Genomic DNA, 13,234 nt, shown 5'->3' on the forward strand with positions numbered 1-13,234 from the left:
GCCCGGCCCCGGTGGGGCAATCCGATCGGTGCCCGGGGCACGAACACCCGGCATGACCAGCCCCCCGCCGACGACCTCCGACGCCGCCGCTGCCGACGTCACCGACGCCACCGACGAGCGACCCTCCGTGGCCGTCGTCGGTGCCGGTGTCGCGGGCCTGAGCGCGGCATACCACCTGCGTCACAGTCACCGGGTGCTGCTGCTCGAGGCCGACGGGCGGCTGGGCGGGCACGCGGACACCCACGACGTGCTCACCGACCGGGGGAGCGGCTGGCCGTCGACTCCGGGTTCATCGTCCACAACGACCGGACCTACCCCGTGCTGCGGCGCATCTTCGACGAGCTCGACATCCCCACGCAGGAGACCGAGATGTCCATGTCGGTCACCTGCGACGGGTGCGGGCTGTCGTTCGCCGGCGCCAAGGGTCTCGGCGGGCTGCTGGCGCAGCCGACCCGTGTGCTGGACCGTCGCTACCGGCGGCTGCTGCGCGAGGTGCCCCGCTTCCATCGGGCCGCGCTCGACGAGCTCGCGGCGTCCCGCCGTGGCGAGGCCGCACCGATCACCTGGGGCGGCTTCCTCGAGCGGGGTCGCTTCGACCCCTACTTCGTGCAGCACTACGCCATCCCGCTCATCTCCTGCGTCTGGTCCTCCGGGCACGAGGACGCCGCGGCCTACCCCGCCCACCACCTCTTCGAGTTCCTGGACCACCACGGTCTGCTCACCGTGGGTGGGTCGCCGACGTGGCGCACGGTCGTCGGCGGCAGCCGGATCTACGTCGAGCGCATCCGGGAGGCGCTGCTCGCGGCCGGGGCGACGGTGCGCACGGGCGTCCCCGTGACGGCGGTGCGCCGGCACGCGGACCGGGTCGAGGTGAGCACCGGTGGTGCCGCGCCGGCCACCGAGACCGTCGACCGGGTGGTCCTCGCGACGCACGCGGACGTCGCCCTGCGCGTGCTCGACGACGCGACCGAGGCGGAGCGTGCCGACCTCGGGTCCATCCGCTACTCGCTCAACCCGACCGTCCTGCACACCGACCCGGGGGTGCTGCCGACGGCCCGTCGGGCCCGGGCGGCGTGGAACTACCGGCTCACGGGGTGCGAGGCCCGCGAGGACCGGGTGCTCGTGAGCTACTGGATGAACACCCTGCACCGGCTGGGCCCCGACGTCCCCGACGACTACGTCGTCACCCTCAACCACGTCGGGCGGGTGGACCCGGCCCGGGTGCTCGTGGAGCGGGAGTACGCTCATCCGGTGTTCACGCACGAGGCCATCGGGGCCGCGGCGCGACTGCGCGAGGCGGGCGGGCCGAGGCTGGCCTTCGCCGGCGCGCACCTGGGCTGGGGCTTCCACGAGGACGGCGCGCGCTCGGGCCTGCAGGCCGCGCGAGCGTTGGAGGGCGAGCTGGCGCTCGGCGGGGTGGCATGAGCAGCGCCGTCCTGGATCCCCCGGCGGTGCCCGCCCTGGTCGTCGGCACCGTGGCGCACACCCGGCACCGGCCGGTGCACCACGCCTTCCGCTACCGCGCCTACCAGTGGCTCGTCGACATCGACGACCTTCCTGCCCACCGCGGGTGGCGGCGTCTGGTCAGCGGGTTCTCCGCGGCCGACCACCTCGACGGCGGCCGGCTGGGCGGCGGGCTGCGCGGCGACCTGCAGCGGTTCTGCGCGCGGCGCGGGGTGCCGCTCGCGCCCGACGACCAGGTGCTCATGCTCGCCAACGCCCGGGTGCTGGGCTACGTCTTCGACCCGCTCACCGTGTTCTGGGTCCGCACCGCCGACGGGCGCCTGCGGACGGTCGTCCTCGAGGTCCACAACACCTACGGCGAGCGGCACGGCTACCTGCTGGACCTCGACGAGGCCGGCCGCGGCAGCATGGACAAGGAGTTCTACGTCTCGCCCTTCAACGACACCCGGGGGCGGTATGCCGTGTCCCTGCGGCTGACCCCCGGGCGCGTCGTCGTGGGCGTCGGCCTCGAGCGCGAGGGCGAGCGGGTCATCACCGCGGTGACCGACGGCACGCCCCGCCCGGCGACCCCCCGGGCGGTGGCCCGCGTGGTCCGCCGACACCTGCTCATGCCGCAGGTCGTCACCCTCCTCATCCGGCTGCACGGGCTGCGCCTGTGGCGCCGGCTGCCCCTCCACGACCGCCTCACGCACCCGAAGGAGGCCGTCCGATGACCGGCCCAGCCCCCATCCCCGTCCGCACCGACCCCGTGGCCCGGGCCCGCGCGGCCGCCGCCCGACGGGTCATGGAGCAGGTGCTGCGCCGGGTCGAGGTGGAGCTCGTCGACGAGGCGGACGAGCGCCGCCGCTCCGCCGGCGGGACCGACCGGGCCGCCGGGCCCGAGGGCCGGCCGGTCGTCGTCCTGCACGAACCGGAGTGCTTCTACGCCCGCCTCGGCGCCTCGCACAAGGTGGCGGTGGGGGAGGGCTACACCGAGGGCGACTGGAGCCCGGCCCCCGGCCACGACCTCGCCGCGGTCCTGCTCCCCTTCGCGCAGCGGCTGGGTGACGGCCTGCCCCGCCCCCTGCGGGCCCTGCGACACCTGGCCGACCAGGCGCTGCCCCGGTCCACCCGCAACACCCTGGACGGGTCGCGCCGCAACATCGAGGCGCACTACGACCTGTCCAACGAGATGTTCGCGGCGTTCCTGGACGAGTCGATGACCTACTCCTGCGCGCTCTTCGACGAGGACGCCCCCTGGCACGCCCAGACGCTCGAGGACGCGCAGCTGCGCAAGGTCGACGCGGCCCTGGACCGGGCGGGGGTCCAGGAGGGGAGCCGGCTGCTGGAGATCGGGACGGGGTGGGGCACGCTGGCCGTCCGGGCGGCCCAGCGGGGGGCGCAGGTGCGCACGATCACCCTCTCGGGCGAGCAGGCGGCCTGGGCCGAGAAGCGGGTGGCCGAGGCCGGGCTGGCGGACCGGGTCGAGGTGCGGGTCCAGGACTACCGCGAGGTGGAGGGCGAGTTCGACGCCGTGGTGTCGGTGGAGATGGTCGAGGCGGTGGGGGAGGAGTTCTGGCCGACCTACTTCGGGACCATCGACGCCCGGCTTGCCCCGGGAGGGACGGCGGTGGTCCAGGCGATCACCCTCCCGCACGACCGCTACCTGTCGACCCGCAACACCTACGGCTGGATCCAGAAGTACGTCTTCCCCGGCGGCGCGCTGCCCAGCCTCGACGCGATGGAGCGGACGTGCACCCGGCACACCTCGCTCCGGCTGCGCGAGGCGCACGTGTTCGGTCAGCACTACGCGGAGACGCTGCGCCGCTGGCGGACCGGCTTCGGGCAGGCCTGGCCGCGTATCGCCGAGCTCGGCTTCGACGAGCGGTTCCGGCGCATCTGGGAGTTCTACCTCGCCTACTGCCAGGCCGGGTTCACGGCCGGAACCATCGACGTGGGCCAGGTGGTCCTCGCTCGCCCCGTGCGGGGCCCGGTGGCGGCGGGCTGACGGGCCGGCCTGCACCAGAGGCGCGATCCCACACGGAAGTGGGCTGTGCACGCGACGGCGGACGGTACGAGTGTTTCCCGCCACCCGTACCGGCCGCTGTCCCGTGCACAGCCCGGAGGGGGTTTCCGCACCCGCTCTCGACGGAGACGGACACGGCGTCACCACCACCAGGATGACGCCGAAGGCCCGCTGTTGTCAAGGGTTTGTCACATGTTCAGCCGCGTGGTTCTGCCGCCCTGGCGTCCTGTGCGCGTCCGGAAGGCGCCCGCCTCGGCCCGGCTGTAGCATGTTTGTGACAGGAGGGACGACAGGCTTCGAGAGGCGGACCGGTGCCAGGTACGGCAGGGTGGGCAAGCGTGAACCCCGTCACCGAGCTGCGCGCCTTCCTCCGTGCAGCCCTGGTGACCAAGGTGCCCCGGGACCACCGTGACCCGCCGGCCGTCCGGGTGCGCCGCCAGGTGGTGGCCGGCCTGACGTTGCTCGTCGGCACGGCCCTGCTGTGGTGGTCCCTGCGCCTGGAGCCCGGCAACCCGCTCTTCTACCTGGGCAGCACCGCCCTCGCCGCCACATGGGTCGTCGGCGCCTTCGCCTCGGGTCGCCTCTACCTCGGGCGCGGCCACACCCGTCGGGGGGAGTCCTACGCGCGCCCGGTCGTGCAGTCCCTCGCCCTCGGCGTGCTGCTCCTCGCCGTCTTCACCGCCGGTGCCCTCCTCATCGCCCAGGTGCCGTTCCTGCTCGGCCCGGTCAACGAGCTGCTGGACCACGTCCGCTTCGCCTCGGTCCCGCTCGTGCTCGTCATCACGGTCATGAACGGCATCGCCGAGGAGATCTTCTTCCGCGGGGCGCTCTACGCCGCCATCCCCGAGCGCTGGACCGTTATCCTCAGCACGGCGATCTACGCCCTGACGACCGTCGTGGCCGGCGTGCCGCTGCTCGTCTTCGCCGCCGTGTGCCTGGGGCTCGTGTGCGGGCTGCAGCGCCGGGTCACCGGTGGGATCCTCGGCCCGGCCATCACGCACATCACCTGGTCCTCCGGCATGCTCCTCATCCTGCCCCCTCTCCTGTCGATCGTGAGCTGACACCATGACCTCCTCCCCCTCCGACACCCCCACCCCCGCCGGCGACGCCCGCGTGGCCCTGGTCACGGGCGCCACCGGTTACGTCGGTGGGCTCCTCGTCCCGCGCCTGCTGGACGCCGGGTACACGGTCCGTGCCCTCACCCGGTCGGCCGACAAGCTGCCCGAGGAGTGGGCCGACCGCGTCGAGGTCGCCGAGGGGGACGCCAACGAGCCGGCCGACCTGGCGTCGGCGCTGATCGGTGCCGACCTCGCCTACTACTTCATCCACTCGATGGACGGCTCGGGGGACTTCGTCGAGCGGGACCGACGGCTGGCCCGCGAGTTCGGTCGCGCGGCCCGCGAGGCCGGGGTGGGCCGCATCGTCTACCTCTCCGGTCTGCACCCGCAGGGCAAGCTGTCCAAGCACCTGGCCTCCCGGGTGGAGGTCGGCGAGATCCTCATGGCCTGCGGGGTGCCGACCGCGGTGCTGCAGGCCGCGACGGTCATCGGCTCGGGGTCGGCGAGCTTCGAGATGCTGCGCCACCTCACCAAGCGGCTCCCGGTCATGGTCGCGCCGAAGTGGTTGAAGAACCGGATCCAGCCGGTGGGGATCGACGACGTGCTGCACTACCTCGTCGCGGCCGCGGACCTGCCGCCGGAGGTCAACCGGACCTTCGACATCGGTGGCCCGGACGTGCTGACCTACAAGGCGATGATGCAGGGCTTCGCCGAGGAGACCGGCCTGCGGCACCGGATGATCGTCACCCTGCCCGTGCTGACCCCGTGGCTCGCCAGTCACTGGGTCGGCCTCGTGACGCCCGTCGACGCGGGGGTGGCCAAGCCGCTGGTCGGCTCGCTGGTCCACGAGGTCGTCTGCCAGGAGGACGACCTGCGCGAGATGGTGGGTGCCCCGCCCGGGGGGCCGACGCCCTACCGCGACGCCGTGCGGTCCGCCGTCGGCACCCGCTAGCCCGTGCCGGCAGCGCCTCCCGCGCCCGCCCACCCTCCCGGGGACCGCCTGGGGTGCCGGTGTCGGGCTCACCCCGTAGGGTCTGGGTGATGATCCGCTTCGAGAGCGTGACCAAGAGGTATCCCGACGGCACCACGGCCGTGGACGACCTCAGTCTGGAGGTCCCCCGGGGCGGCATCACCGTCTTCGTCGGGCCGTCGGGCTGCGGCAAGACGACGAGCCTGCGGATGATCAACCGCATGGTGGAGCCGACCGAGGGGCGGATCCTCATCAACGACGAGGACGTCGCCGACCGGAAGCCCGCCCGCTTGCGCCGGTCCATCGGCTACGTCATCCAGCACGCGGGGCTCTTCCCGCACCGCACCGTGCTGGCCAACGTCATGACGGTGCCCACCCTCATCGGGTGGGACAAGGGCCGTGCCCGCACGGCCGCGATGGAGGCCATCGAGAAGGTCGGCCTCACCGCCGACCAGGCCTCGCGCTACCCGGCCCAGCTCTCCGGGGGGCAGCAGCAGCGCGTCGGTGTCGCCCGCGCGCTCGCCAGCGACCCCGAGGTGGTGCTCATGGACGAGCCCTTCAGCGCGGTCGACCCCCTGGTGCGCACCGACCTCCAGAACGAGGTGCGACGACTGCAGCGCGAGCTCGGCATCACCGTCGTGCTCGTCACCCACGACATCGACGAGGCCATCAGCCTGGGCGACCACGTCGCGGTCATGCGCCAGGGCGGTCACCTCGCCCAGCTCGCCAGCCCCGGGGAGCTGCTCACCGAGCCCGCCGACGACTTCGTGGCCAGCTTCGTCGGCAAGGACCGCGGCTACCGCAAGCTGGGGTTCACCACCACGCAGGTCGAGTCCGACCCGGAGGAGACCGTCGCTCTGGGCGAGGACGTCGCGGCCGGGCGCGGCTGGGTCCTCGTCGCCGACGAGGACGGGCAGCCGCTCGGGTGGGTCGACCGTCGGTCCGGTCCGGGCGGCGCGGTGCGCGAGGAGGAGCTGCACCGTATGGGGTCGCTCGCCGAGGTCGGCGACTCCGCCCGGGTGTTCCTCGACGCCGCGCTCTCGGCGCCCTCCGGCCGGGGGGTCGTGGTCGAGGACGGCCGGGTGGTCGGGACCGTGGTGCCCGAGCGCGTGCTGGAGGCGATCAGGGCCCAGGGCGGGAGCGCCGCGTGATCGGGGGCGTCGCCTGGTCCACTGTCGGCGACCTCCTCCTGCGCCACCTCTACCTCGCCGGCGTGCCGCTGCTGGTGGGGCTGCTCATCAGCCTGCCCCTCGGGTGGCTGGCGACGCGGTACCGCTGGCTGGCCCCGCCGATGATCGCAGGCACCGGGCTGCTCTACACCATCCCCTCGCTGGCGCTGTTCATCCTGCTGCCGCTGGTGCTGGGCACCCGGGTGCTGGACGACGCCAACGTCCTGGTGGCGATGACCCTCTACTCGGTCGCGCTGCTCACCCGCACGGTGGCCGACGGCCTGGGCTCGGTGCCCGGGGCGACCCGCCAGGCGGCCACGGCCATGGGCTACGGCGAGCTGCGCCGCACCCTCGTGGTGGACCTGCCGCTGGCCGTCCCGGTCATCACCGCGGGCCTGCGCGTGGCCGCGGTGAGCAACGTCTCCATCGTCTCGGTGGCCGCGCTCATCGGGGTGAGCCAGCTGGGGCAGCTGTTCACCGAGGGCTTCAACCGCAACGACATGGGGCCGATCGTCGTCGGCATCGCCGCGTGCGTCGCGCTGGCGCTCGTCCTGGACGCCGGGATCGCGCTGCTCTCCCGGGTGCTCACGCCGTGGCTGCGGGCGGGGGTGGCCCGATGATCTCGCTCACCTGGCAGTGGCTCGTCGACCCCGCCACCTGGACCGGCCCCGGCGGGATCATCGCCCAGAGCCTCACCCACCTGCGGATCTCCGTCGTGGCGCTGGTCCTGGCGGCGCTCGTCGCCGTGCCCGTGGGCCTGTTCATCGGCCACACGGGCCGTGGTCGGTGGCTGGCGATCAACCTGGCCGGCGCGTTCCGCGCCATCCCCTCGCTCGGCGTCCTCTTCGTGGCCACCCTGCTGCTCCTGCCGCGGCTGAGCGGCAACCTGGCCTTCGAGCTGCCGGTCGTCCTCGTGCTGGTGCTCCTGGCCGTCCCCCCGGTGCTGTCCGGCACGTATGCCGGGGTCGAGGCCGTCGACCCGGCCGCCCGGGACGCCGCCCGCGGCGTCGGGATGACCGAGGCCCAGATCCTGTGGCAGGTGGAGTTCCCGGCCGCCCTGCCCCTGCTCATCTCCGGGCTGCGCTCGGCCATGCTGCAGATCATCGCCACGGCGACCATCGCGGCCATCGTGGGGATCGGCGGGCTGGGCCGCTACCTCATCGACGGTCAGGCCTCCCGCCAGTACGAGGTCATGGCCGGCGGCGCCATCGTCGTCGCCCTACTCGCGCTGCTCGTCGACCTGGTCATGGCCGGCGTCCAGCGCGTCGTCGTCTCGCCCGGGCTCGTCGTCGCCAAGGAGCACTGAGGCGCCCCGATCCCGTGACCACATCGTGACCCAGCACCCGGCATACCCCACCCGGACCCGACGTTCGACCAGACAACCCAACCCGATCGGGAGGACACCCCTCATGCGACGCACCGCAGTCATCACCCTTGCCCTGAGCGCGACCCTCGGCCTGGCCGCCTGCGGCGGCGGCAGCGACCCCATGGACACCGGCGGTGACTCCGACGCCGGTGGCAGCGAGGACGCCGGCGCCGGCAGCATCACCATCGGGTCGGCGAACTTCCCGGAGAACGAGCTGCTCGCGGAGATCTACGCGGCCGCCCTCTCCGACGCCGGGGTCGACGTCGACACCCAGCTCAACATCGGCAGCCGTGAGGCCTACATCGCCGGCATCCAGGACGGGTCGATCGACGCGCTGCCGGAGTACTCCGGTGGTCTCGCCACCTACCTCAACCCCGAGATCACCGCCACCTCCTCCGAGGACGTGCTCGCCGACCTGCAGGAGAACCTGCCGGACGACCTGCAGGTCCTGGAGATCAGCGAGGCGGAGAACAAGGACTCCCTGGTCGTCACCGGGGAGACGGCCGAGGAGCTGGGGCTCACCACGATCGGCGACCTGTCCGAGCACGCCGGGGACATGACCCTCGGGGGCCCGCCGGAGTTCGAGACCCGACCGAACGGCGTCGACGGCCTCCAGGAGGTCTACGGCCTGGAGTTCGGCAGCTTCCGCTCGCTGGCGGCCGGCGCCAACCTCACCGTGCAGTCGCTGGCCAACGGTCAGGTGGACGTCGCCAACATCTTCACCACCAACCCCGCGGTCGAGGAGAACGGCTTCGTCGTCCTCGAGGACCCCGAGTCGCTCTTCGCGGCCCAGAACATCGTGCCCCTCCTGCGTGCCGACGCGGTCAACCCGACCATCGAGGAGACCCTCAACGAGGTGTCGGCCGCGCTGAACACCGAGAACCTCACCTCGATGATGGTGCAGGTGCAGACCGAGGGCCAGGACCCGGCCGAGGTGGCCCGGGAGTTCGTCGACGGGAACCTCTGAGCGCTCCCGTCACCGCCGCAGGAGGTCGCGCGACACGGCGCGCGCGGCCTCCACGGCCGAGGGCGGCAGCGTGCGCCCGAAGGGGTGGGTGGAGCTGCCGTGGCCGCCGACCCACACCGGGAGGCCGGGGTGGGCCTGGGTCAGCCGCTCGATGAGCTCGCCCGCCGGCTCCGCGTCCTGCGGCATCGGCACCGAGACGACGACACCCGCCGGGCCGAGGGTCCGCACCGAGTGGTCCCAGCTGGCGACCGGGACGTCCGCGCCGAGGAACCGCACGTCGATGCCCTGACGACGCAGGCAGACGGCGAAGGCCAGCGCGCCGAGCTGGTGCAGCGCCCCGGGGGGCAGTCCGACCAGCGTCACCGGGGCGCCCTCGTTGAGCCCGGCCGCGTCGAAGGCGGCCGACAGCCGCCGGTGGACCGCGGCCGAGACGAAGTGCTCGCTGGCCACGTCCACCTCACCGCGCTCCCAGGCGTGCCCCAGCTCGGTGAGGGCGGGCATGAGCCACCCCTCGAGCGCGTGCTCGAAGGACGTCCGCGCCATGGCCCGGTCGAGCACCGCGGTCAGCAGGGTCTGGTCGTAGCGCTGGGCGGCCAGGATGAGGTCGGCGACGGGTGGGCCCTCACCGGGGCGGAACTCACCGTTGCTCGTCGGCTCGGAGGTCTCCTCCTGCACCTGCGTCGCGGCCAGGGAGGCCGGGCTGCCCCCGCGCACCAGCTCGGCCATGCGGCTCAGCCGCCGGATGTCGGTGTCGTCGTAGAGCCGGTAGCGCGAGCTGCTGCGCTGCGGCTCGACCACGGCGTACCGGCGCTCCCAGGCGCGGAGGGTGGCGGGGGCGACCCCGGTGAGATCGGCCACCTGCTTGACCGTGTAGCGCGCCTGCCCCATGGTCGCGGCCGCCTCTCCATCTAGGACAAAAGTGTGACGATCATTGAACAACGTAGGCTGACTGTACCGCGTGGGGGCCGTCGCGGTCAGGTCGTCGCCGTTCAGGACCGGGAGGGCGGCCGTGAGGCCCCGACGAACGCACCGAGGGCCGCCACCCGGGATGGGTGGCGGCCCTCGGTGGTCCTTCCGACGGACCGTCAGGTCAGCGGCGGGTGGGTCCCGCGGCGTCCGGCGCCGCGGGACCGTGGTGCTCAGAGACCGTCGACGCGGCTCTCCGGAGCGGTGAGGTCCGGGTTGGCCCGGAGGTAGTCGACCAGGTTGGCCAGGTCCTCGGGGCCGCCGACGAGGTCGGTGCCCTCGGTGAACGCGGTGAAGCTGTCGCCGCCCTGCTGGAGGAAGTTCAGGGTGGAGACCCGGTAGGTCTCGTCCATCTCCAGCGCGACGCCGTCCAGCGCCATGTCGCTCACCTTGCCGCCCTCGGGCTGGCTGTCGTCCCAGGTGTAGGTGAAGCCCTCCGAGACGCCCAGCGCGAGGTACTGGCGGCCACGGTCGGGGACGTACTGCTGCTCGAGCACGGCCTTGATCTGCTCACCCGTCATGTCGATCGAGACGATGATGTTGCCGAACGGCATGACGTTGTAGGCCTCCTGGTAGGTGACCTCGCCCGCCTCCTCGTCGTTGCTGATCTGGTCGACGAGCAGGCTCGCGCGCACCCCGCCGACATTCATGAAGGAGATCTGCGCCCCGCCCTCGTCGTCGCCGTCGGTGCCGGCGAGGATCGAGTCGGCGACCAGGTTGGCCATCGGGGTCTCGATGCCGCGGTCGCCACCGGCGTCACCGGTGATGTCCTCGGCGACGGTGCCGACGACCTCGCCCGCCAGGACCTCGGCCCGGGCGACCCACGTGTCGACGACCTCGGCCATCTCCGGGTCGTCCGCGATGGACTGCAGCACCAGGTGGTTGTCGGCGTAGGCCCGGTCGCGGGTCACGTCGCCGGAGCTGCGGGAGATGGTGAGCGCGGTCTCGGTGACCACGCGGCCGTACTGGTTGGCGCTGGTCACCAGGCGGTCGGCACCGGCCGGGTCCGGGATGGAGCAGACGTAGGGCTGGTGGGTGTGACCGGTGACCACGGCGTCGATGGCCGGGTCGAGGTTCTCGGCGATCTCGACGACCGGCCCGGAGATGCCCTCGCACTGGTCGTAGGTGCCGGTCTGGTAGCCGCCCTCGTGCAGCAGCACGACGATCGACTCGACGCCCTGCTCCCGCAGCTGCGCGGCCTGGGCGTTGGCGGTCTCGACCTCGTCGAGGAAGTCGACGCTCGCGACCCCGCCGGGGCTGACCAGCGTCGGGGTCTCCTCGAGGGTCATGCCGATGAAGCCGACGTCCACGCCGTCGACGGTGCGGACCTCGGTCGCGGGCAGGATGGACTCGCCCGTCTCCTTGTCCACGACGTTGGCCGCGAGCCACTGGAAGTCGGCCCCGTCGTAGGGCTCGTCACCGAAGCAGCCCCGCTCGGGGTGGCAGCCGCCCTCCTGCATCCGCAGGAGCTCGTCCACGCCCTCGTCGAACTCGTGGTTGCCGACGCCGGAGATGTCCAGGCCCGCGACCTCCAGGGTCTCGACCGACGGCTCGTCCTGGAAGAGACCGGACACGAACGTCGACCCGCCGATGAGGTCGCCCGCCGCCACCGTCAGCGTCTGGTCCTCGAAGGACCGGGTCCGCAGCGCGTCCAGCGTCGAGCTGAGGTTGACCGCACCGCCGACGAGGTTCTGGTCGGGGTCCTGCTCCTCGTCGAGCGTCCCGTCCTCCTCCTCGATGTGTCCGTGGTAGTCGTTGAACGAGAGCATCTGCACGACGAGCTCGTCGACCCAGACGGGCAGCCACGTCTCGAGGGGCGTCGCCACCCCCGCGTCGGAGAGGGCTCCCTCGCCGCCGAAGAGCACCATGCCCTGGGGGGAGATCCGGTCGAGCGCGCCGACCGTGGGTGCGGGCACCTCGGTGGCGCGGCTCAGCAGGAGCGGACCGCCGTAGTAGGCGGCCAGCGCCCCACCGGTGAGGGCGTCCGGGTAGTCCTGCCCGCTGGCGAGGTAGGACACCGAGTCGAACTCGTAGGAGGAGGCCAGGGCGACGGCGGTCTCGTAGCGGTTGGCGCCGAAGACCCGGGTCGTGTCGGGCACCAGGGCCGTGACCGCCTCCACGACGTCGTCGGAGACGGCGCCGGACCCCCCGAGCACGACGACCGACTGGGGCTGCAGCGCGGCGATCGCCTCGGCCGTGCTGGCGCGCAGCTCGTCCGGGTCGGTGAGCAGCAGGGGGGCGCCGTCACGCCCGGCGCGCGCCCCACCGGTGAGGGCGTCCGGGAAGTCGGTGCCGGTCGCGAGGTAGAGGACCGGGAGGCCGCTGGGGAAGAGCGCGGCGATCTCGGCGGAGGTGTCGTACCGGTTCTCGCCCGAGACGCGCACCACCTCGGCGCCGAAGCCCTCGAGCTGGGTCTCGACCTCGTCGGAGACGGCCACGGTGCCGCCGACGACGATGATCTGGCTCGGCGCCAGGTCGCTCAGCGCCTCGGCGGTCGCCTCGGGCAGGGTGTCCTGCTTGGTCAGCAGCATCGGCACCGGCAGGCCGGCGGCCTCGGCGTTGTCCGGGCGGGACATCCCGCCGGCGGCGCCGGCGGAGCCCGACGGCATCTGCGCGCTGAGCGCGTCCGGGAAGGACTGCCCGGAGGCGATGACCACGGTGCCCGTCGCCTCCTCGGGGAAGGCACGGGCGATCTCGGCGGCGGTCTCGTAGCGGTCGGCGCCCGCGATGCGGTGCACCTGGGTGGGGTCATCGATCTCCGGGGCCGCGGGCAGGCTGGGCGCGCTCGTCGCGGCGGCGGCACCGCCACCGACGAGGGCGACCGCTGCGCCGACGGCCACGAGGCCACGACGTGCGGAAGGGGTTTGGGGGGACATGCGTGGTGTTCTCCTCATGAGGGTGTCCGTCGCAGGTTCCTCGGCGAACCCGCCGGAAGCAACGTAGCCCATCGTCGCCCGCCCGCACCCGACGAGAAGGTCACGGTCTGGTGAACCCGAGAAGGCTCGCGGGGTGCACCCGTGGTGCGCAAGGGAATGGTGTGGTCAGTGAGGACTCTGGGGGCGCGCGGATGACGACTTGGTAAAGAAGGGCTGGTGAGGGGTACCGCGGGCGGCGCGGGCCACGTAGGCTGACGGCAGCGCCGGACCGCCCCACCGAGGTGGTGGTCGGCGCTCGTCATGCACACGTCAGGTCGCCGCGGCGTCCACGAGACAGGTCAGGGGTCAGAGGTCGATGGCAGGCACAGGGGGACGACGTCGGGGTGGGGTCCG

General features: G+C 73.0%; 11 protein-coding genes and 1 pseudogene. 10 read left to right on the forward strand and 2 right to left on the reverse strand.

Annotated features, from left to right (window positions below; translation table 11 throughout):
* Window positions 1–52: 52 nt before the first annotated feature.
* The 10 genes and pseudogenes from AVL62_RS17895 to AVL62_RS12055 form a co-directional block, all read left to right on the forward strand.
* A pseudogene (locus AVL62_RS17895) lies at window positions 53–202 on the forward strand (NAD(P)-binding protein); the annotation flags it as partial.
* Between the two features lie 116 nt (window positions 203–318).
* Window positions 319–1,425, forward strand: coding sequence for an NAD(P)/FAD-dependent oxidoreductase (locus AVL62_RS12015; RefSeq protein ID WP_235585684.1), 1,107 nt, complete (start codon window positions 319–321; stop codon window positions 1,423–1,425).
* Window positions 1,422–2,177 (forward strand): DUF1365 domain-containing protein, encoded by a 756-nt coding sequence (locus tag AVL62_RS12020; protein WP_058891901.1) that lies wholly within the window; start codon window positions 1,422–1,424, stop codon window positions 2,175–2,177. Before AVL62_RS12015 ends, AVL62_RS12020 begins: the two co-directional genes overlap by 4 nt.
* Complete coding sequence (locus AVL62_RS18060; RefSeq protein ID WP_058891902.1) at window positions 2,174–3,451, forward strand: SAM-dependent methyltransferase; 1,278 nt, start codon at window positions 2,174–2,176, stop codon at window positions 3,449–3,451. Before AVL62_RS12020 ends, AVL62_RS18060 begins: the two co-directional genes overlap by 4 nt.
* A gap of 356 nt (window positions 3,452–3,807) precedes the next feature.
* The gene (locus AVL62_RS12030) at window positions 3,808–4,530 is read left to right on the forward strand and encodes a CPBP family intramembrane glutamic endopeptidase (protein WP_058891903.1); all 723 of its coding nucleotides are present in this window, start codon (window positions 3,808–3,810) and stop codon (window positions 4,528–4,530) included.
* Window positions 4,531–4,534: 4 nt separating this feature from the next.
* Window positions 4,535–5,479, forward strand: a complete 945-nt coding sequence (locus tag AVL62_RS12035) for an NAD(P)H-binding protein (RefSeq protein WP_058891904.1) — start codon at window positions 4,535–4,537, stop codon at window positions 5,477–5,479.
* Window positions 5,480–5,568: 89 nt separating this feature from the next.
* Window positions 5,569–6,648 (forward strand): ABC transporter ATP-binding protein, encoded by a 1,080-nt coding sequence (locus AVL62_RS12040; protein WP_153011776.1) that lies wholly within the window; start codon window positions 5,569–5,571, stop codon window positions 6,646–6,648.
* The gene (locus AVL62_RS12045) at window positions 6,645–7,286 is read left to right on the forward strand and encodes an ABC transporter permease (protein WP_058891906.1); all 642 of its coding nucleotides are present in this window, start codon (window positions 6,645–6,647) and stop codon (window positions 7,284–7,286) included. The genes AVL62_RS12040 and AVL62_RS12045 overlap by 4 nt, the downstream gene beginning before the upstream one ends.
* Window positions 7,283–7,972 (forward strand): ABC transporter permease, encoded by a 690-nt coding sequence (locus tag AVL62_RS12050; RefSeq protein ID WP_058891943.1) that lies wholly within the window; start codon window positions 7,283–7,285, stop codon window positions 7,970–7,972. The genes AVL62_RS12045 and AVL62_RS12050 overlap by 4 nt, the downstream gene beginning before the upstream one ends.
* A 103-nt stretch (window positions 7,973–8,075) precedes the next feature.
* Entirely contained in the window at window positions 8,076–8,999 is a 924-nt protein-coding gene (locus tag AVL62_RS12055; protein WP_058891907.1) for an ABC transporter substrate-binding protein, read from the forward strand.
* Between the two features lie 9 nt (window positions 9,000–9,008).
* Here the strand turns inward: AVL62_RS12055 and AVL62_RS12060 are convergent, their stop codons facing one another.
* Together AVL62_RS12060 and AVL62_RS12065 are read right to left on the reverse strand one after the other, a co-directional pair.
* On the reverse strand, window positions 9,009–9,887 hold the full coding sequence (locus AVL62_RS12060) for a MerR family transcriptional regulator (RefSeq protein WP_058891908.1): 879 nt from the start codon (window positions 9,885–9,887) through the stop codon (window positions 9,009–9,011).
* A gap of 251 nt (window positions 9,888–10,138) precedes the next feature.
* Window positions 10,139–12,805 (reverse strand): cell wall-binding repeat-containing protein, encoded by a 2,667-nt coding sequence (locus AVL62_RS12065; protein WP_058891909.1) that lies wholly within the window; start codon window positions 12,803–12,805, stop codon window positions 10,139–10,141.
* Between the last annotated feature and the right edge of the window lie 429 nt (window positions 12,806–13,234).

The organism is Serinicoccus chungangensis, assembly GCF_001483745.1.
Taxonomy (GTDB): domain Bacteria; phylum Actinomycetota; class Actinomycetes; order Actinomycetales; family Dermatophilaceae; genus Ornithinicoccus; species Ornithinicoccus chungangensis_A.